This is a genomic window from Dyadobacter ginsengisoli DSM 21015 (genome assembly GCF_059568735.1).
Genome location: NZ_JCANTY010000020.1, coordinates 1 through 23,297 on the forward strand (window position 1 = coordinate 1; position 23,297 = coordinate 23,297).

22 protein-coding genes and 1 pseudogene are annotated in these 23,297 nt (G+C 46.2%); 8 read left to right on the forward strand and 15 right to left on the reverse strand.

What is annotated here, in order from left to right; translation table 11 throughout:
* Positions 1-271 precede the first annotated feature (271 nt).
* Positions 272-829 (reverse strand): annotated as a pseudogene (locus tag BP71_RS37405) (antirestriction protein ArdA).
* A 532-nt stretch (positions 830-1,361) separates the two neighbouring features.
* On the opposite strand from BP71_RS37405, the gene BP71_RS37410 reads away from it, so the two are divergent.
* Entirely contained in the window at positions 1,362-2,117 is a 756-nt protein-coding gene (locus BP71_RS37410; protein WP_496386960.1) for a hypothetical protein, read from the forward strand.
* A 282-nt stretch (positions 2,118-2,399) separates the two neighbouring features.
* Here the strand turns inward: BP71_RS37410 and BP71_RS37415 are convergent, their stop codons facing one another.
* Positions 2,400-2,645 (reverse strand): helix-turn-helix domain-containing protein, encoded by a 246-nt coding sequence (locus BP71_RS37415; RefSeq protein ID WP_496386961.1) that lies wholly within the window; start codon positions 2,643-2,645, stop codon positions 2,400-2,402.
* A gap of 179 nt (positions 2,646-2,824) precedes the next feature.
* Between BP71_RS37415 and BP71_RS37420 the strand changes: the two genes are divergently transcribed.
* Entirely contained in the window at positions 2,825-3,616 is a 792-nt protein-coding gene (locus tag BP71_RS37420) for an RNA polymerase sigma factor (RefSeq protein ID WP_496386963.1), read from the forward strand.
* 3 nt (positions 3,617-3,619) lie between these two features.
* Complete coding sequence (locus BP71_RS37425; RefSeq protein WP_496386965.1) at positions 3,620-4,711, forward strand: hypothetical protein; 1,092 nt, start codon at positions 3,620-3,622, stop codon at positions 4,709-4,711.
* A gap of 162 nt (positions 4,712-4,873) precedes the next feature.
* Here the strand turns inward: BP71_RS37425 and BP71_RS37430 are convergent, their stop codons facing one another.
* From BP71_RS37430 to BP71_RS37485, 12 genes are all read right to left on the reverse strand, one after another.
* Positions 4,874-5,347: a hypothetical protein gene (locus BP71_RS37430; protein ID WP_496386967.1), complete on the reverse strand. Its 474-nt coding sequence runs from the start codon at positions 5,345-5,347 to the stop codon at positions 4,874-4,876.
* A gap of 55 nt (positions 5,348-5,402) precedes the next feature.
* Positions 5,403-6,248 (reverse strand): relaxase/mobilization nuclease domain-containing protein, encoded by an 846-nt coding sequence (locus BP71_RS37435; RefSeq protein ID WP_496386969.1) that lies wholly within the window; start codon positions 6,246-6,248, stop codon positions 5,403-5,405.
* Positions 6,245-6,757 carry a plasmid mobilization protein gene (locus BP71_RS37440; RefSeq protein WP_496386971.1) on the reverse strand — a complete coding sequence of 171 codons (513 nt, stop codon included), beginning with the start codon at positions 6,755-6,757 and terminating at the stop codon, positions 6,245-6,247. The genes BP71_RS37435 and BP71_RS37440 overlap by 4 nt, the downstream gene beginning before the upstream one ends.
* Entirely contained in the window at positions 6,754-7,056 is a 303-nt protein-coding gene (locus BP71_RS37445) for a hypothetical protein (protein ID WP_496386973.1), read from the reverse strand. Before BP71_RS37445 ends, BP71_RS37440 begins: the two co-directional genes overlap by 4 nt.
* Positions 7,057-7,167: 111 nt before the next feature.
* On the reverse strand, positions 7,168-7,605 hold the full coding sequence (locus tag BP71_RS37450) for a hypothetical protein (protein WP_496386975.1): 438 nt from the start codon (positions 7,603-7,605) through the stop codon (positions 7,168-7,170).
* A gap of 78 nt (positions 7,606-7,683) precedes the next feature.
* Positions 7,684-8,382, reverse strand: coding sequence for a P-loop NTPase family protein (locus BP71_RS37455; protein ID WP_496386977.1), 699 nt, complete (start codon positions 8,380-8,382; stop codon positions 7,684-7,686).
* The gene (locus tag BP71_RS37460) at positions 8,379-8,750 is read right to left on the reverse strand and encodes a hypothetical protein (RefSeq protein ID WP_496386979.1); all 372 of its coding nucleotides are present in this window, start codon (positions 8,748-8,750) and stop codon (positions 8,379-8,381) included. Before BP71_RS37460 ends, BP71_RS37455 begins: the two co-directional genes overlap by 4 nt.
* Positions 8,737-9,060, reverse strand: a complete 324-nt coding sequence (locus tag BP71_RS37465; RefSeq protein WP_496386981.1) for a hypothetical protein — start codon at positions 9,058-9,060, stop codon at positions 8,737-8,739. The genes BP71_RS37460 and BP71_RS37465 overlap by 14 nt, the downstream gene beginning before the upstream one ends.
* Entirely contained in the window at positions 9,057-9,326 is a 270-nt protein-coding gene (locus tag BP71_RS37470) for a helix-turn-helix domain-containing protein (protein ID WP_496386983.1), read from the reverse strand. The genes BP71_RS37465 and BP71_RS37470 overlap by 4 nt, the downstream gene beginning before the upstream one ends.
* A gap of 106 nt (positions 9,327-9,432) precedes the next feature.
* The gene (locus BP71_RS37475) at positions 9,433-9,663 is read right to left on the reverse strand and encodes a hypothetical protein (RefSeq protein WP_496386985.1); all 231 of its coding nucleotides are present in this window, start codon (positions 9,661-9,663) and stop codon (positions 9,433-9,435) included.
* Between the two features lie 100 nt (positions 9,664-9,763).
* A complete protein-coding gene (locus BP71_RS37480; protein ID WP_496386987.1) occupies positions 9,764-10,192 on the reverse strand; it encodes a hypothetical protein in 429 nt (142 codons plus the stop codon).
* Positions 10,193-10,410: 218 nt separating this feature from the next.
* Positions 10,411-10,803 carry an FEKKY domain-containing protein gene (locus tag BP71_RS37485; RefSeq protein ID WP_496386989.1) on the reverse strand — a complete coding sequence of 131 codons (393 nt, stop codon included), beginning with the start codon at positions 10,801-10,803 and terminating at the stop codon, positions 10,411-10,413.
* A gap of 64 nt (positions 10,804-10,867) precedes the next feature.
* On the opposite strand from BP71_RS37485, the gene BP71_RS37490 reads away from it, so the two are divergent.
* Positions 10,868-12,388 (forward strand): IS1182 family transposase, encoded by a 1,521-nt coding sequence (locus tag BP71_RS37490; protein WP_496386990.1) that lies wholly within the window; start codon positions 10,868-10,870, stop codon positions 12,386-12,388.
* A gap of 212 nt (positions 12,389-12,600) precedes the next feature.
* On the opposite strand, the gene BP71_RS37495 is transcribed toward BP71_RS37490, so the two are convergent.
* Positions 12,601-13,200 (reverse strand): Imm27 family immunity protein, encoded by a 600-nt coding sequence (locus tag BP71_RS37495; protein WP_496386992.1) that lies wholly within the window; start codon positions 13,198-13,200, stop codon positions 12,601-12,603.
* A 1,358-nt stretch (positions 13,201-14,558) separates the two neighbouring features.
* Between BP71_RS37495 and BP71_RS37500 the strand changes: the two genes are divergently transcribed.
* The 4 genes from BP71_RS37500 to BP71_RS37515 all read left to right on the forward strand — a co-directional run bounded on the left by BP71_RS37500 (position 14,559) and on the right by BP71_RS37515 (position 23,258).
* Positions 14,559-18,176, forward strand: coding sequence for a DUF6443 domain-containing protein (locus BP71_RS37500; RefSeq protein WP_496386994.1), 3,618 nt, complete (start codon positions 14,559-14,561; stop codon positions 18,174-18,176).
* Positions 18,177-18,179: 3 nt separating this feature from the next.
* Positions 18,180-18,443 carry a hypothetical protein gene (locus BP71_RS37505; protein WP_496386995.1) on the forward strand — a complete coding sequence of 88 codons (264 nt, stop codon included), beginning with the start codon at positions 18,180-18,182 and terminating at the stop codon, positions 18,441-18,443.
* 608 nt (positions 18,444-19,051) lie between these two features.
* Positions 19,052-20,875 (forward strand): T9SS type B sorting domain-containing protein, encoded by a 1,824-nt coding sequence (locus BP71_RS37510; RefSeq protein ID WP_496386997.1) that lies wholly within the window; start codon positions 19,052-19,054, stop codon positions 20,873-20,875.
* Positions 20,876-21,041: 166 nt separating this feature from the next.
* Positions 21,042-23,258, forward strand: a complete 2,217-nt coding sequence (locus BP71_RS37515) for an SdrD B-like domain-containing protein (RefSeq protein ID WP_496386999.1) — start codon at positions 21,042-21,044, stop codon at positions 23,256-23,258.
* Positions 23,259-23,297: the final 39 nt, after the last annotated feature.

Here is a 23,297-nt window from a genome sequence, read left to right on the forward strand (position 1 = left end):
GCGAGCTTTTCTGAACGGGTTTTACCAGAGGTGGGAAAATTGAAATAGAAGAATATTCGCATTCTATAACTGACGCTACTTTTCGAAGAAATCGTCAGGCAATACATTTCAAATTGATCCATCTGTGTTCACAAAATTTCCGAATGAAACGGGCCAGACTCTGTTTGCAATTCGCGAACAGAAAACTCAACTATAAGACATCTTGCATAAAATGATCTAGTGATTGAGTGCGACAACTTGAAATCATCAGTTATCGCACTCAATCTCATAATCAGTAATCTGCAAAAACATGACCTTCATATTCACTGTACCCTTCTAAAAACAAGTCTCTGGCGAAGGCTTGGTAGTCAAAATATTTTTCGAGCGCGGATGGTACGCCTGAAAGTAGTCCTGTTTCTTCGACGTATTGGTAGGCGTATTCAAGCTCTGGATCTTTCATTGATCCGCCAAAGAATCCGCGGTAGCTTTCCCGGAAACTTTCAAGTTGGTCTTCCAGCTCATAGCGATTGTTTGGCCAATAGTTGATCTGTTTGCAATAAATCTAGAATGCTTCGGCAGTCTCATGGTTCATTTCACCGATGGCCTTGAAATATGTAAATGCCTCTTTATGTAGACTGCATTCTGATATCAAGAAATCCGGGATGTTCTCCCAATCTTGGAACATCAGCTCTGGATCCAGTTCATTTCGATGAAATTCGTAGCAGTCTTGCAGGAATTCTTTGAGGTCAGCGAAGTCCGTAAGGTCAAACCACTTACCAAACAGCGACCCATTGTTGTACTGGCTGTAGGTTCCTACATAGATTTTAGGAGTACTTTCAAGATTTCTCATGATTGAAAGGCATTTAAGTTGCTTTAGCCCCGGCTCTGTGCTCAGGGCAATCGCTGCCTATCGATCAAAGAAAAAATGACGGGGCTTGTCCCTTGGTTGCAAGCCTATCCGGCGGTTTAGGGTGCGGCTGGCTGCCGAGCGATCAGCTAAAAAGCCGGATAACGGAGTGCAGGCTTGTAGCCGTCATTTTTTGCTTTGTAACCTTCGTTTGCGCTGATCACGATCTACCTGATGTCCTTCGCGTCGCCAGCGGCTTAGCCCGTCGCCCTCCCTTGAAATAAGTTCAATTTAAATAAGTTGCTATGAATCAATTATTTGTGGGTATTTTGTTTTTTAGACCATATCGAAAAATGCGCAAATGCCCATGTTTTCAGTGAGTCTTTCGTGAAGTTCACTCACTTTAAGAAAAAGACTCACTAAAACGATATAACAAATTCCAATTCGTAAATTCATAGCAGAAAACAAAGTAGTCTTTGGATCTTCATATATGTCAGTCTTCGAAATTATCTCTCTTCTGAGGGAAGGAAAACCTATGGCCTTTATTTTTCTTGGAGGTATAATAGGAATTATCGGAACGGCAATGGTCGTAATTGCCACCCTCGCCCACAACCGTTGCTCATCTGAAAAAACCAATAGCATTAAATCAACCAGCGAACATACTAATACAATGGTTATCAGCCTTAAAGAAGAAAATGAAGGGCTCAGAAAGCAAATCGACTCATTAACAGATAATGTAGTTACATTAACAAAACAGAACGTTGAGCTAAGCGATAAATTGACAGAAAAAACTGTTCAAATTTTTGATCATCAAACCGGAGGAGAAAGTTTTGTCTACTTGCAAATTCAACCGATGAATGATGATAATGCGAAGCTGTATATATTTAATGACGGCAATAATCCTATGTATGATGTCGAGTTCCGCCTCAACGACATGAGTTTCATTTTCCCTGAGAACCGTGATGCTTCGGGTAGAACATCATCTCCTCCAGTCATTTACAACATGAGATCTGTTGGGAATATTCCACCAAAACAGATGAAAGACCTCGGTGTGATAAATGGTGATTTTAAAACTCCTTTAAAGTTTTTTGTATTCGACATAAACGCTCGCAATGGCTACTTACATCAAGAAACGCGCTTAAAAAGAGAACCACTTTTCATTGATGGAAAACGAGCGTGGCCTGACAAATGGCTCTATGTTACGTCGGTGTCGCGCGATCAAAAAATAGTATATAGGAGTTCAAATTTACCTCCTCAGCAGGAAGATAAAGCAGCAGCCGAATCGCAATAATTATATACTCACTGGAACCTGACCTCCTTGAGATCTTGAATCAAGCCGCCTGTTCTGTGGGTCTGGCCAAATGTATGATCAAAATACAATCGCCAATTACTTTTAGGCAAATTCATTTTCCGTTTCTAAGTCGCTGCTGTTCTATAAAGACTATCTGATGAGAAGTCGCCTTGATATTTGTTAATCTTAGTCGGCAAAGTCTGATGGTCACTAGTAGAAGGTAATGGGTGAGGCTGAAAGTGTGCTAAGTTAATTTGTATTGATGGCCCAAGCGCAACGTAACTATTGTAGAGTCTTCTCTGGTAAGAAGTCCCTGGGAGAAAGATTGAAATAATGGGCCAACTTATCAATGTGTTTGAGGTTGTATTTGGCTCGATGATTGGTACTTTCAGCATTACTTATAAATGCCTTTGTGGTTCCAAGAATGCTAGCGATATCCTCTTGAAGCAAATTGTTACTCACACGTAGTTCCCTTACGTAATCGATTACGTACTGTTCGATTCTGCCGATGTTGTCTTGGTCCTTCATGCTTGGGACGAAGTACGGGAAGCATAAAAATTTTCAGTACACACATGTGTGTCTTTTAGTAACTTTTGATATATTTGTTTTAACAATCGTCCACTTGAAGATTTGCAGGTGAATGATTATCGGCACTCGCGGGGTGCGCGTATTATTGTATTGTCGACGCCCAAATTATTGTCAATGCTATGGCACTTCATGAACTCTCGAGGACATCCGCACGCAACCAGCAATACCTGCTGCTTTTCCGCAGCGGTGATGAGCGTGCGCTCAGTTATTTTTACAAGCGGACTTATGACAGCCTACTTTACCTTGGTAGGGGGCTGGTTAATGACGAGTTTCTGGTGAGCTGCATCCTGCACGAATGTTACCTGAAAGTCTGGGCATATCGAGATAAGATTGAAAGCCTCCCTCATGCATACCGGTTTATCCGTCTCAATCTCCGCTGGCAACTCTTGAAACAGATCCAAAAGCCCTCATACAAGATATACCGGAAAATGACGGAAATAGACCACTTAGAACCTTTTCTGGGAGAAAAGCCAGATCTGGACAGCTACTTCGCGGACGGCACCGAAGGGAAAAGGTGGAATGAAATCTCGAAAGCGATGTCGTTTCTTCCCAAACAGCGCCAACTGATAGCCAGCCTTCACTTCCAAGATGGATATAGCCCGCGCGAGGTAGCGAAAAGAATAGGAGCCACTACGCTGCATGTGACCAGCGAAATCCAAAAAGCCATAGAGGAGCTTAAAAAAATGGTAGCGCCCCGCGCGACTGTGCCGATAAGGCAAGCAAAGCAGCCGTCCCCTTACGATCATGTTCTGAGCTGCGAGCAGGCCGCCGTTTTCGAGCTCAGACAAGACCAGAAGAAATCTTTTGCTGACATTGCCTCCATATTAGGCTACCCGCAAACCCAGGTACAGCAGCACTACATTAAAGCATATCAGCTTGTCAAAAATCATTGGAAACAAAATGGACGATAGATCATGGAAAAGCTTTTCACCACGCGGAAGATCCGGGTCTTGATCGATTCGGACGACATAGATCAGAAGAACAAAATTCTAGATACACTCTACCAATGGCGATACATTTGCTTCAAAGCCGCTAACCAGATCTATACGCATCATTACGTCCAACAGCAACTCAGGGAGATGCTTTATTTGACCGAAGATGTAAAGGCCAGGCTTTCTGACATCAAGAAGGATGAGTATGGGATGCTGTCGACATCGAGAATGAACACCAGCTATCAGGTGCTCGCTCAAAATTATAAGGGCAGTATCCCGATGCACATCATGAGCGCCTTGAATGGCAATCTGGTCGCCAGTTTTAACAAGATGAGCAAAGCGTTAGCTAGCGGGGAAAGCGCAATGCCAAGTTTTAGAAAAGAGATGCCGATCCCATTTAAAGGAACCGATGTCAGGAAGCTAAGAAGCAGCAAAGAAGGTGCAGTGTTTCACTTCTCGCTATTTGATTTTCCGTTTAGGACATACCTGGGAAAAACAGGCCATGACAAGCGGGAAATGTTTCAAAGGTTACTCGCTAGTCAGGTCAAGCTTTGCACCAGTTCGCTGGCGCTAGACAAAGGAAAGATTTTCATGCTTGCCGTATTTCAGACAGAACGGCAACAGCAACAGCTTGATCAGGACATCATTGCTGAGGCGAGCTTGTCGCTGGATTACCCGATCATCGTTTCGGTAAGCAACAAACGCTATACGATCGGAACCAAGGACGAGTATCTCTACAAGAGACTTGCGATCCAAGCGGCCATCCGGCGGAAGAGAAAGGCAATGGCCTTTATGAACCAAAGCAGCCGAAGTCATCTCAGGAAAACGAGCATCGATCATCTGATGCAATCAGAGAAACGGTATGTGTCGCACAAGCAGCACGTATACAGTAAGAGGTTAATTGATCTATGTCTTAAAAATAAAGCAGCGACTCTGCTGCTCGTAGACCAGACCCAGAAGGAGCAGCAGGCAAAAGAAGACCCGTTCCTTTTCCGGAATTGGGGTTATTACGGCCTCAAACAAAAGATCGAGCGAAAAGCCGAGAAGGTTGGGATTGCTGTGCTGGTAGAATGAATTTTCACAGAGGCTGCTTGTACAGCCGTAGGGTGAAACCATTAGCGGTTTCATCAAGTGCCCAGGGGCACTTACAACTGGGTTAGCTTAATTAATTGTAAGCAAACGTGGCCCGATATGACGCAGGTAACCGGGACCGGTTACCTGCATTTTTATGTAGCTCTATTCTGCATTAACCGCAGCCTTAGGCTTTCTGCCACGGGGCTTTCCGGTATACTCTGGTTTTGGCGCTTCGGTTTCGATGGCCAGCTCGAAGCCTTTGGTATTTTGATCAAAATCAAAGGTTGATATCTTGAAGATCAGCTTTTCATTTTCGAAGTTGACGTTACCTTTTTTTAGAATAACCGCCAATGGAATTACGTGGCCTCTGCCACTTTTCTCGAAGGAAAACGTTTGATCCGAACCTGCTGCCGGGACAAGATATACGGATTTAATTTTTCGCTTGCCTTCCTGGGTTCCAATTTTGAAATGGGTAGATTCTGGATCAATTCCCAGGTCGCGTAGCGCGGATGCCGGGAAAACAAGCTTGCCGGAATTAGAAATATAACCTGCCGGAAGTGGTGCGGCCTTTTCGACCACTTTGGTTTTGGAGACGTTTTCCTCCGGGGAAAAGAATTTAATTGCTTTCAGTTTCATGGGTGCAACGGGTTATTTTGGGCTAAAATAGGTTATTCTTCACGAAAACCGGCACCTATAAACCCAAACCGCGGTTTTTCTGTTTTTTGAGATCCGGTTTTAGCTCTTTTTTGAAGCCAATTTCCAAATTTTGAGCCAGCCTCTTTTCAAGAGATGATAGGGAATATTCCCGCCCCAAATCAGAGCCCTTGATCTTAATTTTCTTCTGCATATTAAAGAATGCGATGCCGCGCCCGATGTAAGATTTATACCCCGCACTTACCAGTTCTTGTTTAAGCTCATCAATAGATTTTACGCTATCTAACAGCTTGTCAATCGTCTGTCTTAGCTTCAAATGTGCATGGTCCGTTAATGCTAGTTCCTGCGTCCTTCGATGGTTGATGCGCATATCAGGTGCTTGGACTAATCCTAGTTTATGCTCCATTTTGCGAGAGAATGTCCCGATCCGGGCGTAGTTCTTAAAGTGATCGGCTGTATTTTTTCCATTATGGTTGAGCCGGTTTGCGACGATATGAAAGTGAAGGTTACGGGTATCCTCATGCTTGAAGACAAGCATTTGATTCTCTTCAAATCCAAACTCCTTGGCAAACTCGGTGACGATGCTGGTGACGGTCTCGTTGCTAGGTCTTTCACCAGGCGCGAAGCTAAATGATTGATGCCAGATGTATTTGGTCAGCTGCGTATTCCGCGAGTGGTTACCCTCAAATTGTTTGATCAGGTAATCCAGGTCCAGTTTTCCATCTGCTTCCATTTTAATTCCCAGGTTCTGTATGTAGACCAGCTCTCCACGTACTTCTTCTGTATCCAGCCTTCTTTGCATTTTCGACGAAACCTGTTTGTCGTAGTAGCAGTACTCGATAAGCCTTTTAGCACTGCTGCCCAAACTTGCTTTCCCAATCATACCTTCATCGTTTTAAGTAACGTGGTAAGGGCACTTTCAATCTCGTGGTGTACTGAGCTGGCGTCAGCGTTAACTGCTTTCCAAGCTGGTTCCAAGTCTGATAATGGGGCCTGATAGTGGGCCTGGTATTTATCGCGCAGGCCACTTGCAAGCCGGGCGTTCGACCGGCGCTCTTCAATAAGTTGCTGCTTGCTTTCAAGCTCATCAGGAAATAGCGACAAAAAGTTGGTCAGCTCATTTAACCATGAGCACAGGCTTTCGAGCGTCTGCTTTATGCTACGGATCTCAAAGGATTCAAATACCCATAAGGTGATAAGGTCAGCAAGTAAGCGGACACGCTGACTGCTCTGTTGCCATTGGGCGGAAAGCATCTGTTGATCTTTGGTCTTGAGAACCGCCAGCGACAGGATACCTGAAAGCTGTTCCAGTATTCGGACTGTGTCAGCGGTCGCCTTTGGGAGCGATCTTTTCTGCGGCTTTTTAAAAGGGACGTCCAGCGCCAATGTCAAGAAATACTGACTGGCGGAAAGCGCACTTTTTCGATCATTTGATTGATCTTGTTTTTCTGGTCAGCGCTCACCCATAATGAAAAGTGTTCCCTTTTGGCAGTGCCTTTCTTTTTGGGCGGTCTGCCTTTCGTTTTCTGATTTTGCATATGTCTTGTGATAATGGCTATGAGCCGAAGGCGAATAGCAGGGGTCCAGGGGTTTCTCCTGGCCAGCTCCCGCCGGGGAGTCGCATTTAAGCGACGTACCGGCGATAGCTGGCTGTGGAGAAAACCACCGGTCATGTTCGTAACCGTTTGCAAGTGTTTGCAACCGTCTTAAGAAAATCGAGATTGTTTGAAAGTATTTGAATGCGTTCTAAAGTAGCAGAAACTGTGCGCTTCTGTTCGAAAATTCGCGGGGACAGACCGGCCTTACTGGCTGCCAAGCGGCACCAGCACACGTTTACCCTGGGAATCATAGAGGTAGTGCTCCCCGATCTGGACTTGCTCCTTTTTAGGTAATGGAACAAGTTGTAAATACAACACGCCATCGTGCTCGATGATCTTTCCATGCTGCATGACAAGTCTGTAAGCCGGCGCGTTCGGATACTCGTCCAAAATCCTTTGCCACTCGACATACTGCTGTCCATGGCGTATCAAAACATAGAATAAGACTGATACGACGATCCCTGCTATTGAAAAGGGTACGCTTACACCTAAGCCGTAGAATAGCGCCTGCCACCGGTCCTGAAACTGCAAGTGCCGTTTTCTGCCTTTCAGCTCTAATGCAGCCCGGTCGATGGCTGCAATGGATTTGCTGACCCTGATTTCCAGGTTTTGGAAATGCTCCTGAGTTTCTGATAAAAACAAGGCTGACCAGTCATCGATCTCGTGACCGTACTTGGCAGCATACCTGCCCCTGGTCTGGGTGAGGCGGTTTGGCTCCGGCTATTCATCGCTGAAATTCTCTTTAAGTTCCTTTTTTAGCCTGAGCCTCGCGCCTGGTGGATAGTCTTTGAGCGTGTAGCCATTCCGGATGCCGTCCAGTATTTGGCCGCCTAGAAGTGATGCCGGCTCAAAGTCGCCGAAGCGTCTGAGGTCAAGCCCGAGTGCGGTGCAGTTATCTTCAAGCTCGCGTGACAAGCCGGGAAACTGGTTAAAGCCGAAAAGGTTTTGCCAGATCACTATCTGGAATTTTGAGTTCAGTGCGGCCCGCATCTTTTCCAGAAACTGGATACTTGCCAGGTATGCTCCGCCGCCACCGATGATGATATGAAATACGGCCTGAATACCTAACTCGTCACACCATTCCTTTAAATCGATATCGCGCGTAATCAATGCGGGCAACTGCTCACTTTCCGGCGCTCCGAAATCCATAAACACTTTGTCAAAGGGGCTATCTGCCAGGCTTTCCACGTAGCCGATAAAAAGATCCCGCATCAGCCTTTCGCGGTTGTCAAGCAGGGAGAAAGCTTCAAACCGGTCATGTCCCAGAAAAGCGAGCTGTCGGGACGAAGTTTTTGTGGAGCTGTCCAGGTCAACAAAAAGGGAAAAGCTGTCTGCTTGGGAAAGCGCTCTCAGATAGGTATGCAGGCTTTTGCCCACACCGCCTTTGGCTTGGACGATGAAGTGAAACTCTTTTTTCATTGTTTGTTTGAATGTTTTGATTTGAACTTAAATTGGTCTTGTAGCTTGATTTCATCCGGATCGGTCACTTTGAAAGCGCTGGGTTGACTGTTCTCAGCGGTCGGCAGCCGGTCCGGCTTCGGTTTGGGCTTTTCCACAGGCTTGGGCGTACTCGTGGTTTTCTTACCCTTGAAGTAAAACCGGCAGTAGCGCACATCTTCGGTCGTGATAAGTCCTGGTCTGCCCAGTTTGGCGCTGATCATGTCGGCGATTCTGGCCCGCGTGAGCCTGGCTAGTAGGTGATCGTGAAAAAGCTCAAATAACACCTCCCTACGTTTTCTGTCCTTCTGCTCGAAGAGCTCGATCAGCAGCTTCTCATTGATCAACATCAGGCTCGACAGTTGTTCCGGTCAATACTATACGACTGCCTTGTTGCGGGTGAAAAGAAGGATCGTAGCTCAGGTAACCGTAGCTGACCAGCTCCCGCATGCACTTGTGGTAGGTCGCTGCGGATTTGATCCGTGAAAAACCCATCAGCTTCCTCCGGCTTGCGTGAAACGGGAATTGCCTGATCCCTCTGCCGTAGTAGAGAAGCGCTGTGTAAAGGCTGATGTGATAGGAGTTCAGCCGGTTATCGGATTTGATGGCTTCAAGTACGGCCATGTCCATGGCAGCGCTTGCATCGTTAAGCCCTTTCATCGCCCCGAGCCATTTTGGGTGAGCATAGCGGCGATATCCCGCTGACTGTAAAAGAAGCATCCACCGATCTTGGTAAACCGAAGGTGTCCCTGGATGCGAAGGTTCTGCAAGGTGCCTGGCGAAATGCTTAGCATCTTCCTTACCTGGGCGTTTCGGAGCCAGGTGCCTTCCGAGGGCTTCTCGTGGGAAAGGATTGATCTGAGCTCTGCAATGATTTCATTTTTCAGGCTTTGCAGATCCTCCCTGGTGATCATCTCTACATTCATTTTTCTGCAAGTTTATAGTGAAACATTCCGGCATCAAGACTGCCGGCTGCTTGCAAAAATGAACGGGAGAGGGCTGGTTCCAATGACCAAACTTAGCAGTTGGTCATCACGCACCCGGCTCTGATCTGGTCAGGATAATTTTAAAGAGCTGCAAATTCTTAGGTACCTGTGTGCCTTTGATGGTAGGTGTTTTTTGGACGGGAAAGTAGTTGCGGGCTGTTTCCTTAGGAATCGGCTTGTAGTTGTGCGTAAAGTACTTACTAAGCAATTTGTACCAGGCGCTCTGTCCCTGAAAATTGAAAAGCCTACGCCCATCAGGTAGAACTAGGTTTTGCAATTGATGGATAAGATGAATGAAGGTGGGCAGGTACTTGTCTCGAATATCGATTTCGGTGCTAGGTTTGTAATCGCGAAAGGTTTTTAGCTGATCTTCTAACTCAGTGATCTGCTCTTTCAGCCCGGGGATTTCTTCGTTTTTTTTCTGCTATAATCACCTCCAATGCCTTTGACGAATTCCACTGGTCGACCGGTCCCAGAAACGTTTGGAATGCCCTTAGCTGCTCAACTTGACTTTTTGCACGAAGGGCTTTTCGGGAGAACGGATCAATGAGCTTTAATTGCGCGATCCGAGTTGAAACGATATCGGAGACGTAGCGGTGAAAGTCCTGCTCACCACCGGGAAAGTTATCTAAATAATGTCCAAGATGGTAATTGTAAAATTCAGGGAACTCGTTCTCTCCCAGCCCGTACAGTTTTAAAACGAAATGGTTGTCGTGAAAAGAGCTTTGGATGACTGGTGTTCCGATCTCGAACTTGTGCGGTTTGAAATTCCAAGGATCACGAATTTTAAAATAGGAGTGTAGCATGGTCTTTTAACCATAAGTTACTTATCGCCATGAAAAAACGCAAGTCGTGCTACTTGTAAAGGCTATTGGTCCGGATGAACGGCTGTTTACCACCTGTCCTATTGGACAGACTATGAAGATACCAGTTTGATTATACGGGCGTGGCTGTTGCACAACTCGGTTCAGTCTGTTGGACGTAATAGCGGTCAACTTAAAAACTAAATAATGGAAGCTAAAAGCTATTGTCGTTTGCTACCCTCCGTTCGTTGATATGGAATTGATTTTAGAAACAGTACGTCACCCCTAACTTTCCGTCGCCATACTTTGCCAAACTTCTTGTCCAAATTTGCAAAGATTACTTTACTGTAGGCTCGCAGACAACTATCGCTATCTGGCTTTATACAACCAAATTCCTCGTATTTGAACCCGAATTGAGCTTCGACCAGTGAATCTCGGTAGTACCGTATCGGGACATCTCCGCTCCATAAAAAAATTGTTGGTTTGTTTTTGTTAACTGCCTCTTGCGCCCTTACAGAATTTATGAAAAAGCAAGTGTCTTTAGTTTGTGCGTCAGCGCAAAGGGTTAAAAATGATAGAGTTGCAGAAAAAGTAATTGTTAATATGCTGTTCATTAGTGTTTGTTTTTGAGCTGCTATTCATTTTTTAGTTTCACCATAATTTTTTGTAACTTCAGGAATGCAAGGAAAGAAAAATTACTCGGAAAAGCTGTTCGTCAGCTTCCAACTTTCAGATCGTATTCCGAAGGGAAACTTTTATCGCAGACTCGGTGAAACACTGGACTTGCAGTTTTTATACCGAGACACCAGCAGCCTTTACGGCAGAACAGGTAACCCGTCGATCGATCCCGTTGTATTCTTTAAATTAATGCTAACAGGGTATTTGGAAAACATCACTTCTGATCGTCGTCTGATCGAGCACTGCTCTATGCGGATGGACATTCTTTACTTTTTAGGCTACGATATTGATGAGCAGCTGCCTTGGCATTCAACTGTTAGCAGGACCAGGCAACTATATCCTGCCTCTGTTTTTGAAAGCCTGTTCGATAAGGTTTTCAGCATGTGCGTTGATAAGGGCATGGTCAGTGGACATACTCAAGCCTTGGATTCCGCCCCCGTCAAGGCGAATGCCTCAATGGAAAGTCTTGAGTTGAAAAGGCCATTTCAATCTATCAAGAACCACTTTGAGAATGTTGATGCTGAAAATCAACAGCAGACAAGCACTGGCATAACTTCGCCCGTCGGGTTAATAACTGCGCCCCCACATCATCTCAGACGCATGAAATCTCACCAGGAAAAACTTCGCGAACACCCTGTCAGTGCTAGCGGCGCTGCTCATGAAAGAGCACAGCTGTTCAGCAATAAGACACATTACAATCCCCACGATCCAGATGCACGGATTTCAGTAAAGCCTGGCAAAGCAAGAAAACTCAACTATCACTGTAGTATGGCAGTCGATACAGGCCAAGGGGTAATCAGCCATATACAGGCAGATTTTGCGGATGGAAGAGATAGTCAGTATTTGCCAGCCATGACTGAAAAGGTCGAAAGCCGACTAAAGGTGAATGAATTGTGCATGACAGAGCTGCTAGCAGATGGCGGTTACTCCAACGGTTACAATTATGAATACTTGGAATCACGGAATATCACAGCATGGATACCTGTTTTTGGAAAGTACAAACCGGAAAGGGAATGGGTCACCTACGACAGGAAAGAGGATGTTTTTATCTGCACCATGAATAAGAAAATTCCATTTAAAGGCTTTGGCCGAACTTCCGATGGACAGCCTATAAAGAATTACCGCGCTTCTAAAAAAGATTGCATTCCCTGCGTTCTCAAAGATTCCTGTACCCCTAAGTCCCTATTTAAAAGAATATTCACAACAACCTATGAAGATTATTACTATCGGGCTCATGAAAGGCAACACAGCAGGCAAGGCAAACAGATGAAACGACTGCAACAGAGTACAATAGAGCCGGTCTTTGGAAGCCTGGTCCATCATTATGGGTTAAGCAAAATCAATGTTCTAGGAAAGGCTGCCGCTCACAAGGTGATGCTGATGTCAGCCATATGCTTCAATCTTAAAAAATACCTCAAAACATTTAATAGGAAACTGGTGCAGAGTGCCGCAAAAGAGGTCTTCGGTGGTTATAATGCTACATTCTCGACGACTTTTGACCGCTTCGAGTTAATTTCGTAAAATTTCGGGGATTTACGTATTAAAAAATTGACTCACCAGAAATCTCCGCTACTTGTGCAACAGCCACGGTCGTTTTTCTGTACTCTGGTAGCATTCAGAACGGTCACCACGTCTGAATTTTAACATTATCCTGCCTAGCAATTGGGGAATAATCTTGCATCCATTTAGGTGACTTTTTTGATGGTTGTATTTGCCCTTTCGCCCCTTTTCTCTCATTCATCTGGAAATTGCTTTACCATCGTTAGGGTTGGTAGTCCGCCTCCGTGATATCCGGAATCAGGGTAACTTTTAATCCATTTCGACCCGTCAGAATCCAGATAGTAGACATTCCAGTCACTATCACCTCCCACTTTCGTTAAGGTTTCCATTTTATAGTCGAGTCTTCTGCCCGTTAACACGATTTCGGAAGACCTGTTGTAAATGACAGAAAAGTTCGTTGCAATAGCAGGTATACAAACATCTGTCTCCCAGCCCCTTGGGATTTCTGGAAACGCTACCTGGATTTTTTGTGCAAATTCTGCCCACCCAGGTACATCTTCACTGATAGAAAGGACCATATTTCCGAAGACGATATCCATGTCAATTCTATCAATTGTGATTAAATCGATCTTGAAAACGCTGATTTGTGTAATGGTACTCCATTTCACCTCCGTCGAAAATTTTTCACGGATAAATGTAAAGCCATCAGGGTCATAGCGGAATGCGCTGCTCTCTTCACAAATCACTTCTGTTCGATCCACCAAAATATCATTCTCTCTATTGTCACGAGAACCAGCAATTCTGGACAGAGCTTCTTTTAACCATTTCAGCATGAGGCATGAATTAAATTAGAGCCTTAGAGGCGACACCATCGCCGTAAGTGAAGATTACCTGATCCGGGCTGATAGATGTTATATTGAGAAAGTGAGTGGTAAGGACACAATATAAAATACCCGCCTTTTTGCATATACGTACTTCGGCTTTCTTACCCATCATATTTCTTTTCAATATATCCACTGGCGTCCGGTCGTAGTTGCAGTATGTCAAACATTAGAATAGCGAGTTTTGTGAGTATGCTGTCACATGAGGGGTTCGCTTCCACGACAAATTCAATTCCCACAGTGTCTTCAAGTAGGTGAAAGCCAAGTGACAATATGCTCTTTTTCATCGAAGAAAGGTAAACATAATGATAAGCTTCCAGCATTTCCCGTTCTGTGGGTATTTGACAATAAAGCGTATTGTTTGGCAGTCTATGAAAATTCAGATAAAAATCTGAATTTCTCGTCAAGACCAACGAGAAGCTTGATATACGCCGTTCATTAAGCTCAACGATTGCGTCAGCCAAATGCTGGGTATCGAGCGATGTAGGATTTCGGTTAAGCCGTTTGAGTCGTTCAATCCTCCGCTCGATCCGCCAAATTCCCTTTTGAAAGTAATCAGCATATTTATAATCCCTCATCATTAGACACTCTTGCAATTCTTCGTCCAATCTTAGCTGGACGAGCACAGTTTCGAATTCGCTAAACTTTTCATAGGGTTTGCCGACAAGCCGGCCCCGGCGCAAATGAATGTACTGGCTCGTACTGAAAAGATTATGGTGGTGGAACTTTGACGTAATGCTGTGTAGGCTTCAATGACCGAGGTGGAGCTAAGTAGGTGAAATTTCGTATCTCAAAGAACTGTGAAGCGCATTGATAGCCAATAAAATCGTTTTATGCCGTGAGACAGAAAAAAAAGTGACCGATTGTAATTAGTTATTGTATTTAATGTAAATTTAATGCGTTGTGGTGTTACTTATAAATATATACAACTACCTCTCTCATCATATGAAGAAAAAATTCTACTTTGTGAGTGAAGCTACGATTGGTCGTCACGCCTATTGCCCCCATCCCCCTTTGATTTTATCTACATTACGAGACCATACTTAATTCGCGCTAGGTGAATTGGCGCATGCAGCGTATCGCTCACGCGTGCTGATCAGCCAGTAAGCCAGTGATTACGTCATGGCGTTGTAAAGTTTCTACCTAATTGTCCTCTTCCAACTTTGATGGGTTCATTTTACTTCAAGTCTCTTGCTGGCCTTTGCAAGTCTCTTTTAAACCGCTTCGCGTATAATGGAAGCGCTAGTTTCTTCTCGATCGATCGCTATCGGGCGATTTTTTTGATTTCTGTTTGTCTGCTTAATTTCCTAATGCCAGGAGCATATGGGCAGGTCAGCACAGACCAAAACTTCATATTAACGAAGACCTACAAAAAGAAAACGACTGTCGAGGCCAACGACAACCTTTCGGTAGCCATAACGGTTCAATATCTGGATGGTTTGGGTAGGCCTAGTCAAAATCAAGCTGTACAGGCAAGTCCTAATGGAAAGGATGTGATCGGCCACATCGAGTACTTGAATCCTGAAGCGGCTGACAGAAGTGTGAAAAGTTATTTGCCTTTTACGGAGAGTTCAACCAACCGGGGTAAATTAAAAGAAAGCGCCGGAGCCGCGCAGGCTTCGTATTATGGCGCTCCTCCTGCTGATGTCACTCCCGATGGAAGCCCGTTCGGTATTTCAAAAATTGATAATTCCCCGCTGGGACGCCAACTGGAATCGCAGGCCGTGGGAGCTGCCTGGAATGATAAGCGTGGGAAACTGCTTTATACTTTCAACAAGGTAAATGAAAACGATAGCGAACCCAGGAACCGGGAACGGGCCGTAAAAAAATTCAGCTACAACGGTAATTACACAGCAACGGAAACGAACCTGACTGCCATTGTTTACGGTGGTAACTATGCGGACAATTTGCTTTCCGTGATAAAAAGTACGGACGAAGACTTAAACCAGGTTAACGAATATAAAGACTCTGATGGAAAGACAGTTCTCAAAAGGCAGTTTGTTGAAAGCGATACCTGGAATGACACGTACTATGTCTATGACGATTTAGGTCAGCTTCGTGCAATTATCCCTCCTTTGCTTTCGAGAGAGACCTTTGCGACAAATTCAACCATACCGCAGAACCGGTTGAACGATCTGGCGTATTTGTCTAGCTATGATGAAAATGGAAATGTAATTGTACAAAAGAACCCCGGCGTCGGTGCTAACTATATTGTATTCGATTACTGGGGACGTAAGGCATTTACACAAGACGGGAATCAGCGTGCGCGAAATGGATGGAGTTTCGTGAAATATGACATGTTGAACCGAACGGTAGTGACGGGTGAAATTACGAGTTCGAAGACGAGGAGCGAGCTTCAGTCAGCGACAAACAGCTTGACAGGTGATGATAAGCGATACGTCACCAGACAGGGCAATGAATATAGTATCGGTAACAATCCCACGGACGTGTCGATCACAATGGACAACGTATTAAGCGTTTTTTATTTTGATACGTATGATTTTGAAAAACCGTCCAACGAGACACCAGCGGGATATGCCCAGTCTACTTTGGGGCTGTCGACTGGAAGTCGTAGCCGTGTTCTGGGGACTTCCGACAAATGGATCAGGAATGTAATTTATTATGATAGCGAATTCAGGACCTTACAGTCAGTTCGAGACCTTTATGACATTCCAGGCTCTCCTTCTCCAACCGAGGCGGTTACGGTAGAATACGATGCCGGTTATCTTTCAAAAATCAATCGGGAAACGATCAAGCATGCGGGCCTGACGAACTCGACAACTAATACGTTCGAAACAAAATATTGTTATGACCATGCGCTGCGGTTGAAAAAAACAACCCTGAAAGTAAATGCGTTGCCGGAAGTTACGTTGAACTACCTGACTTACAACGAACTTGGGCAATTAGTAAAGAAAAGCATAGGAAAGAAAGCTGGCGGCAATTTTGCTGATGAGGTGTTTTTCCAATATCATATTCAGGGTGCTGCCAATCGTATAACATCTACCAATTTCCGACAGGAGGTCTATTTCGAAAGGAAGAAGGACAATTCGGCAGGATATTTAAGCGGAGGGATCACCGAAATGTACTGGCAGAATGGTGGCGGTGCTATGAAAGGCTATGCGTATCAGTACGACCGGCTGAACAGGCTCACCTCGGCGACATCCTCCACGTTCCAGTATGAGGAAAAAGGTATAACCTATGATGCGAACGGCAATATCAAGACTTTGCAGCGGACATGGGGAGGGACTTCACCTGTTGACAATCTTACGTATACCTATGCAAGTAGCGGTTTGAATAACCAGCTGGCTACTGTCAGCGATGCTGGTAACAGCACGGGGTACAAGAATGGTAGCAGTACTTACGCCTATGATGCCAATGGCAATGTCGTACAGGATGGAAGCCGGAACCTGACGGGAAACATCGTTTACAACCTGCTGGACCGGGTTGAGAGCTTGACTGTGAATGGCAAAAATATCCGTTATACCTATTCTGCAAATGGTGAAAAGCTCAAATATGAAGTAGTTGGGACAGCAGCGAAGACAGTTTATGCTGGATCGGCTGAATATGATAATGTCGGTAACCTGGCAAGGTTTGCAATGGATGAAGGCTTTGTTACTTACAATAGCGCGACATCGAGCTTTTCCTTCTTTTACTATTTGACCGATTACCTTGGTAATACCAGGGCTGTTTTGGATGAAAACGGGAATGCGGTGCAGACGAATGAATACCTGGCATTTGGCTCGGTAGTTAGTTCGGACGGTTCGCCCTACACGGGGAAGAACAAGTATTTTTACCAGGGGAAGGAGATTCAGGGAGAACAGCAATGGTATGACTTTCATGCCCGGATGTACGACCCGTTATTGGCTCGCTTCAATGGGATAGATCCTAAAAGCCAGTTTGCTTCCCCGTATATGGCGATGGGGAATAACCCAATCATGGGTGTGGATCCTGATGGTGAGTGGGTACAAATGGCAATTGGTGCGGCGATCAGTGCTGTTAGTTATACGGCCAGCGTCGCATTCAGTAAGGGAGGGTTCAAGAATTGGAATTGGGGACAATTTGGAATACAGGTAGCGATAGGTGCGGTGTCGGGTGCTTTGGCTTCCGGGATAGGCGATGCCGCAGGTCAGATTTCCAACGTATACAGCCGAGCCGCATTTCAAGCTGTGGCGCATGGACATGTTGGCGGGGTAATGTCTCAAATCCAGGGCGGGAGCTATGGGTCAGGAATGCTGACAGGCGCAGCAGGGTCGCTGATGGGATCAGCGACAGCTAAGCTTGATCCACTGGCGCAACTAGGCGCGTCTGCGGCTTTTGGTGGAGTAACGGCTGAGCTCAGCGGAGGGAACTTCTGGAAAGGAGCTGGCCAAAGTGCGATTGTTACGATGTTGAACCATATGGCTCACGAGGCAGAGGCGCAGGGGGAGGCGGATCGTAGTCCTAATGAGCAGATGTGGGATATGAGCGACCCCAGAAACAATCCTTTGGCTCCAACTCAAGTATCTCTTGCCCTGTTTGAAGTAGCTAGTGGGGCTTATCGCTCAATGATTACTTCGCTCGCCGGTGGAGTCAGGTCTATGATTCTAAGATTTTCTGGTAAAAATGTAGGGCGAGTATTTTGGTCAGGCAATGGTAACAAGGCTGTTGAAGCTGCTGCGAGAAAGTTTGCTGAGGCAAACGGCATGACAACGTTGGAAATGACACGCGCTGGTGAAAACCTTACTCAACTTACCAAATCCATGGCATGGGGACCTGAAAAAGCGAGTATGTGGCAACGGCTTTCAGCCCAATTTGCCCGGGGATCACATGGAACGGTGCACGTGTTCCAGAATGCCGGAGGGGTAAATGCTAAGAGTGTGTGGCTAAATACAGAGTTGCCAATTCTAAAGCAAAACGGAGTGAAGGTTATTTATCACATGATACCATAAAATATGAAGTTGACTACGAGGCATATTGAAATTCACAAGGCATATGGTGGGGATGGTGACGCTTTTGTCAGATTTGCCTCAGAAGAAGAAAATTCTATTATGAAATACGAAGATTGGGCATTAATAGAGGATTTGCTTCAGGATATCCATTTATTGAGGAATGCTGATGTTTCACGGGAGTATAGAGAAAAAGTTTTGCATCGGATAGTTGAGAGTTGTGAAGATGAGAAAACGGTCAACGAATTGCTAAATTATTCTTTGTCTTGAAGCAATTTAGGGGAGGCTTGACTCATAGATCAGTAGTCAGTGTTAGATTGCTTTGGGTTAGCTTTAGACTAATACAAATTATTTTTTATTTGGTTTTGGCAATCCAATCTCTATATGCCGATCACATCGTCGGCGGCAATCTGGAAATGATAGCCAAAGATAAAACTCCAGGCAATTACACTTTGCGCTTAGTGATTTTCCAGAATGAAGAATTAAATGTATCAGCAAACGAACCTTTCAGTCAGGGATTTATGATTTACCGTACCCGGGATAATCAGAAGATGCAGTATGTGATTGCAGAGCAGAAGAATTATGGGCAAACCAGCGTAGTCTATTTTAATGATTCTTGTTCTCAAAATCGCCGGTTGAAAACGGGGAAGCTGGTTTATGAAGCAGATGTAAAATTAGAGCCTGCCCAGTATGATGACCCTCGGGGTTATTATGTAGTCTGGATAGATTGTTGCAGAAATGCCAATATTAACAATATAGTCAAGCCCGACAGGACGGGAATTGTTTTTCAATTGAGGTTCCCGCCGTTGCTTAGGAACGGTAGGCCTTTTTTGAATTCGTCACCAGAGTTTAATGATATCAATGGAGAATATTTGTGTGTGAATAATCCCTTTCAATCTATTTTTGATGCACAGGATAAGGACGGGGACGAGCTGCGCTACTCACTGGTAACGCCATTGAATAGCTATACAACCAATGAAGATTTGACTGAAAGCGATTACAGGGGCATGGGCAGCTATCCTTTGGTAAATTGGGCGGCAGACTATAACCCTACCAATGCGATGCACGGGTCTCCCGGCCTGCGTATCGATGAACAGACGGGTATTTTGAAAGTGACTCCGTCGGAGCTGGGGTTGTTTGTATTTACAGTCCAGGTGGATGAATACCGTAAGGGCGAATGGATCGGGTCCAGCCGAAGGGACTACCAGTACCTGGTAATTGATTGTCCGCCTATCGAACCACCGCAGCCCAAGATCACCGTAACAGGATTCCCCGCAGGTATTGCTTCGGCCAAAATCTGTTACGGACAGGAAGCGGAACTGGTGACCGACGGGCAGACCGACTGGGTTTATCAATGGCAAAAGAACGGCCGCTACATTCCGAAGGCGAATTCTAATAAACTGAAGGTAAGCGAGCCGGGAAGGTACAATGTAGAAATCGCGTTTAAGACCACTTGCGGACGTTCCGTTGAATCGCGGGAGGTTGAAATTGTAGTTTTGGGCGAAAAAGCGGCTATCAGCGCAACGTCACAAACGGTCTGCGAAGGCAAAAGTACCGAGCTGAGTACAGTTCAATCAGATGGTCTGCAATATGTATGGCTCAAAGATGGACAGCCATTGGCCGGAGAAAACAGCTACCGGGTAACGGTCACCACGGGCGGACAATATCAGGTTCAGTTAAAGGACGTGTCCGGTCAATGTCCTGCATCGGCGTCCGAAGTTTTCGAGGTTGCGCAACTGGCAGGCCCGCAAGCTGAAATTAAAGCGAATCCCCTCACGGCAGTAGCTTGTCCGGGAGAGACGGTGATTTTGAGCGGAACACAAGGAACAGGCCTTCACTACGAATGGTATAAATATGAAACTCGGATCCCGGGTGAGATGGGCGCGATCATTGAGGTTACAGAAGCGGGTGAATATAAAGTGAGGATATCAGATGCTAATGGCTGCAGCAAGCAGTCTGACTCGGTCAATGTAACCTTTGATAGCCTGGTAGAGGTTTCCTTGGAACCATTGCCAGACGTTTGCGCCGGGAATGGCCTGGTGGGGCTTGAAGGCAAACCGGCAGGAGGAATTTACTCGGGGCCTGGTGTGGTGAACGACACGTTCGATCCGGAATCGGTCGGGGCGGGTGTGTATGAAATCAGCTATTCGATCGCTGCCGGCGCCGGATGTGTTGAAGGGACTGCTACGCAAAGTATTCGTGTCCAGGCTCCGCCTAAGCCGTTTTTACCCCAACACATTAGCAAAACAACCGACCTGCCGGTGGTTTTGAACGGAGATGTCGGTGGCCAATACAATTATCAATGGGACCCTTCCGCGGGATTGAATTCTTCCGCTATAGCTGCACCGCTTGCAAATCCGGATACCACCACTACTTATACAGTCAAAGTCACAGATGCTATGGGTTGTTGGTCGGAAAGTACGGTCAGGGTGGTTGTTGGCAAGAAATTATTGATACCCGACGCATTTTCACCTAATGGTGATGGCATCAATGACGAGTGGCTCCTCTTTGGTAGGGAGAAGTTTCCCGAGATGCAGGTTTTTGTCTACGATCGCTGGGGCTCTACAGTCTTTTATTCTAACGGATATCAGGTTCCATGGGACGGGCGGTATAAGGGACAGAAAGTTCCCGCCGGGATTTATCCCTACAAAATTGCCGGAAAAGAAGGGAAGTGGCATGGTACGGTTACTGTACTACATTGAATTCAAAAATATCAAAAACAGAAAAGCCTGTTAACTGGCAATACTTTACTCTTTGTTCCTTGCTATGAAGCAAATTTACTCATGTTTCTTATTCTGCATTTTTCTTTGTCCTGCTGTCAGGTCACAGTCTACAGGACCGGTCAGCACCTCAGTGATAACGGGCCGGGTGTTCAGGGACTATAATTTAGATGGGAAACAGGATTTCACGTCTAAAAGTAACGAAGGCGGTGTTTCGGGTATCACCGTTACTGCTATCGGCAGCGACGGGAAGGTGTTGCAGAAAGTAACTACTTCTGAGGATGGGAATTATCAGCTGACTGTACCGGAGGCTGCAGATGTTAAAGTCCGTTTCTCTTCAATAGATGCGGGCAATGCGACAAGCGGTGACACGGTCCGATTTGTTAAAAGCCCTGCTAATGAGATAAACCTGGGCTTGACCAGGTACTCGTCGTATTCGGCAGGTTCCCAGAACATATTCAGCAGCATATTCCGGAACGGCTCCCCAGGTCAGACAAAAGGGATAGATAGCCTTACTTCGCTGGTGTCAAGTCGAGTAGACAGTCTTGGTTTAACGACATCATTGGCCTTGTTTGGGCAGACTGGCGCGGTCTGGGGTCTGGCCTACGCGTCCGAACACAATGTGCTTTTTTCAGCCGCTATTACCAAGCGTCATTCCGGGTTTGGTCCGCTGGGCAGCGGGGGCATTTACGCGACGCAGCTGGATAGCCTCGTTACCAAACCGTTCTTTTCGCTTTCCGACTACGGTATCGCGACAGCAGGAGAGCTGAAAAGAGATTTTCCGGAAACTTACCAGCAGATTTCCCGGGACTCGGCGGCTTTTGATCAGGTAGGTAAGTCGGGATTGGGGGGGATAGCACTTTCAGCCGACAAGCTGTTTGTGACCAACCTTTATGACCAAACGGTTTATGCGTTCAAGCTGACAGCGGCGCTGGTCAAACCTGCGTCTTATGAGAAGTTGAGCTTCCGCGTAAAAGGCTGTGCGAATGGGAAGTTCCGCCCTTTTGCTTTGAAATATAACGACGGGAGGTTGTTTGCAGGCGGTGTCTGTGACGCGCAGGTATCGCAAAACGCAAAGCATTTACAGGGTATTGTTTTTGAATTGGACACAATCAAAAAAGAATTCCAGCAGTTGCTGGCTTTCCCGCTGGATTACAGCCGGGGCAAGATCGTGGAAGGCGCCGAGGCCTCGGGCTGGAACCCGTGGACGTCGAGCTTTGGCAAAGCGATCGTTCAACACAGCCCTTCGACCGCAGCTTATCCACAACCTATTCTCGCATCCCTGGATTTTGACGAGGAAGGAAATATGCTGATGGGAATGATGGATCGTTTCGGGCATCAGGCAGGTACGGGGCACCCTAACCCAGAGGGCACGGGGACTTTTGTGGCGATATCGGGCGGGGATATTCTAAAGGCCACAAGGAAAAAAGAGCGCAAATACACGATCGATGAGGTGGTCAAAGGCGGCAAGCGGGCCCGGGGAAATGACAGTTTCAATAGCTCACAGCATTTTGACACGGCCTTTGAAAGCGAGGGCATCGTGCTGCACGCGTCTAATACCGCGGGTGGGGCTGCCTTGCTGCGCAATACGAATATGGTGGTGGCTACACTGCATGAGCCCGCCAGGGCCTTTAATACAAGCGGCATTCAAAAACTGGACAATGCCACCGGTGAGCCGGTAGGAGCAACCGACCTCTTCCGGACTTCTGACCCTGCCACGTTTGGTAAGATCAACGCCGTGGGTTCCATCGAGGTAGGGCGCGCCTTACCGGGCATCGTGATCGGCAACCGTGTTTGGCTTGATGAAAACGGTGACGGCCTGCAGGATGCAGGCGAACCGGGGCTTTCCGGACTGATGGTGCAATTGCTGGCCGGCGATACGCTGGTGGCGACTGTCAGCACTGATTCATTGGGCGGTTATGCGTTTAAAGATGTGTCGGTGCGTGAAAAGCCTTACCAGGTGCGCGTGCAGGTAGGAACCGCTAGCCGGAAAAGTGTTAGCCTGTCCCAAACCGTGAAAGTTGCCGCAGGTAACCGTCGCTGGGATGTAGATTTTGGGGTGTCTTGCGAGCTGACCGCGCTTTGCGAGCAGCAGGCCGACGGAGCTGTTTCGCCGGGCCTGGTGGTTTATCCCAACCCTGTCAGGTCTACGATGAACTTTTACTATCGTGGCGCAAAACCGGGTATGAAGCTGACGGCGTCGATCCACGATCTGAGCGGACGAAGTATCTTTCAGAAAGACATAGTAGAGGCAACAGCAGAAGGTTCCCTGCAAGTCAACACCGATCAATGGCCATTAGGAATCTATATCCTGACGGTCCGTGGCGATGCATTTTCAGCTTCGACCAAATTCAGCAAGCAATAACAAATTCTTTTTTAAGCTACTCACAGACATACCATTCTC

Bases quoted from the DNA above. Each gene is read 5' to 3' on its own strand.
- BP71_RS37485 (WP_496386989.1), bottom strand. From the start codon at position 10,803: ATGAACAGCATATTAACAATTACTTTTTCTGCAACTCTATCATTTTTA.
- BP71_RS37425 (WP_496386965.1), top strand. From the start codon at position 3,620: ATGGAAAAGCTTTTCACCACGCGGAAGATCCGGGTCTTGATCGATTCG.
- BP71_RS37470 (WP_496386983.1), bottom strand. From the start codon at position 9,326: ATGAATGTAGAGATGATCACCAGGGAGGATCTGCAAAGCCTGAAAAAT.
- BP71_RS37415 (WP_496386961.1), bottom strand. From the start codon at position 2,645: ATGAAGGACCAAGACAACATCGGCAGAATCGAACAGTACGTAATCGAT.
- BP71_RS37465 (WP_496386981.1), bottom strand. From the start codon at position 9,060: ATGAAAGGGCTTAACGATGCAAGCGCTGCCATGGACATGGCCGTACTT.
- BP71_RS37420 (WP_496386963.1), top strand. From the start codon at position 2,825: ATGGCACTTCATGAACTCTCGAGGACATCCGCACGCAACCAGCAATAC.
- BP71_RS37455 (WP_496386977.1), bottom strand. From the start codon at position 8,382: ATGAAAAAAGAGTTTCACTTCATCGTCCAAGCCAAAGGCGGTGTGGGC.
- BP71_RS37480 (WP_496386987.1), bottom strand. From the start codon at position 10,192: ATGCTACACTCCTATTTTAAAATTCGTGATCCTTGGAATTTCAAACCG.
- BP71_RS37430 (WP_496386967.1), bottom strand. From the start codon at position 5,347: ATGAAACTGAAAGCAATTAAATTCTTTTCCCCGGAGGAAAACGTCTCC.
- BP71_RS37500 (WP_496386994.1), top strand. From the start codon at position 14,559: ATGCCAGGAGCATATGGGCAGGTCAGCACAGACCAAAACTTCATATTA.
- BP71_RS37490 (WP_496386990.1), top strand. From the start codon at position 10,868: ATGCAAGGAAAGAAAAATTACTCGGAAAAGCTGTTCGTCAGCTTCCAA.
- BP71_RS37435 (WP_496386969.1), bottom strand. From the start codon at position 6,248: ATGATTGGGAAAGCAAGTTTGGGCAGCAGTGCTAAAAGGCTTATCGAG.
- BP71_RS37410 (WP_496386960.1), top strand. From the start codon at position 1,362: ATGGCCTTTATTTTTCTTGGAGGTATAATAGGAATTATCGGAACGGCA.
- BP71_RS37460 (WP_496386979.1), bottom strand. From the start codon at position 8,750: ATGTTGATCAATGAGAAGCTGCTGATCGAGCTCTTCGAGCAGAAGGAC.
- BP71_RS37495 (WP_496386992.1), bottom strand. From the start codon at position 13,200: ATGCTGAAATGGTTAAAAGAAGCTCTGTCCAGAATTGCTGGTTCTCGT.
- BP71_RS37505 (WP_496386995.1), top strand. From the start codon at position 18,180: ATGAAGTTGACTACGAGGCATATTGAAATTCACAAGGCATATGGTGGG.